Here is a 1,873-nt window from a genome sequence, read left to right as displayed (position 1 = left end):
TGACTACCGCATTACTTGTACCATGACTTGGCTGAGAGGGAGTCATCATCCACTGATCCATTACTACCGATTGCATTATGTCCGTTAGACAACCAACTAGAGCAAAAGTTGCCATTTCCACCTGTGACTCGATAGCGCAGTTTTTAATAATTGACGCAGATGAGGGGTTTGTGTATAGCAGGAGAAGATAGGGTAGTCTGTATTGAATCCATTCAATCATTCCAGAGAATTATTGACTGTTAGATCATGGCTATGGGTAGAAGTTCCATAATTTTGTTCTTCATGTGGAAGGCGGAAAAAGACGCCGTCAGACTATGCGAAAGCAATGGTCCGGGTACTTATGGGTGAAGATGTTAAAAAATCGGATGAAACTGAAGAATGTATTCATTAAACACTGCGATATTGCACTCGCGGCACACCTTTTTAAAGAAACGGGCCCAGTTATTCCCGCTCATTTCCCATGACTCCTGTAACCAGGGGTCTGCAATAACCGTGTAATTGTCCCGGAATAAGTCAGGGGTCAGAAGGGATGATGATATTCTCTCATTGACAGACATTGGTTCTTTTAAGCGGCAGGTTACCCGATTCAGCTTTAACAGTCTTCCGGTTTTCTGAAACTGGGAGGGGTGCACCAGCATAATAAACATGTGATCACTTGCAAAGGGAATAAGACGGCGTTTAATTTCACCGCTCTGGCCCTGTATCTGCAAATGGCATAAGACTGGTATAAAAAAAGGCTGGCGAGCCTGCAGAAGCTTCAAGTAAGGATAACTGCAGCAAGCCTCCCCACAACGGAGTTTTCCCAGCTCGCCGATATAACTGTAGAGCCCCACATTTGTACGACTAAGTCTGATAGTTGGGCCCAGCTGCACAGGACAATGGGAAGAAATTTCGGACTCCAGCCTGAGAATCATGTCACCCAGTAACCTACGGTTTTCATCTAAATGTGAATCAATACGATCCCGATACCGCACGGCAGATTCTTCCAACAGGTATCCTTCATGTTTTGTAAGTTGTGCCCGTGGATAGCGGCTTGATATGAGTTTTTCCTTTAGCCCTTGGTCGAAGACATAGCGTTGTATCAAATCAGGCCTGTTAATAAAATGGCTCATGAGCTTATCAGACTGGTTGATAATCAGATAATCAGGCCTGTCTGAGCTGAGGGCAATAGCCTGCGCCTGCCAACGCATGGCCCGCTTGCAGGCCTCAGAGGTTGGTTCAGGAAAGTTTTTCTCTGGCATTGAGGTCCACACATGCCGGTTTTTCACGGCCTTTGTAATATGCGCCATCAGTTTTGTAACACTCCCCTGTCCAGAGCCCTGCACAAACATGAGAGGGTCATAATCCGAGGATACGCCTTCTGGAGCTATGGTTTCTGAGGGAAATGTATAATGATCGGTCCTGCATAACAAAAGCTCCCGCTCCATGGCCGTGTGCAAAGAAGGAGCTGGAGGGGGTAGAATCGAGGGTATCTCACCCGGACAGGTAGGGAAACAGGGGGTTGTTAGGCGCAAAGCAATCGGCTGTGTCTCCATCTGGGGTTCTACTAACGTTTCACTTAAAGGCTGTCGGACAAACCCTGTAGATAACTCCGCCTTAACCAAATTAGACGCAGAGGCAGCCACAGGGTGCGCTACCGACCCCGTGACTACCGCATTACTTGTACCATGACTTGATTGAGAAGGAGTTATCATCCACAGATCCATGATTACCGAGTTAATCCTGTTTCGGTAAGACAACCAACCAGAGAAAAAGTTGCCATTTCGACCTGAATATTCCGCCTATCTTCTTTATTTTTTTAAGGGAAAAAAGGGAATGCTCTTCAGGCTGAACTCTGTTGTCGGCAGTCTCTGCATAGTGATCGGCCTGTCTG

The 1,873-nt window shown here is 46.7% G+C and carries 1 protein-coding gene; it reads right to left on the bottom strand.

Annotated elements, in window-relative coordinates; translation table 11 throughout:
- Window positions 1-353: 353 nt before the first annotated feature.
- Complete coding sequence (locus E1189_RS05830) at window positions 354-1,289, bottom strand: hypothetical protein (protein WP_155159104.1); 936 nt, start codon at window positions 1,287-1,289, stop codon at window positions 354-356.
- Window positions 1,290-1,873 lie beyond the last annotated feature (584 nt).

Source organism: Parendozoicomonas verongulae (assembly GCF_009711465.1).
GTDB lineage: Bacteria > Pseudomonadota > Gammaproteobacteria > Pseudomonadales > Endozoicomonadaceae > Sansalvadorimonas > Sansalvadorimonas verongulae.
Note: the sequence above shows the minus strand (reverse complement) of the source record. Positions and strands in the feature narration are given on the sequence as shown.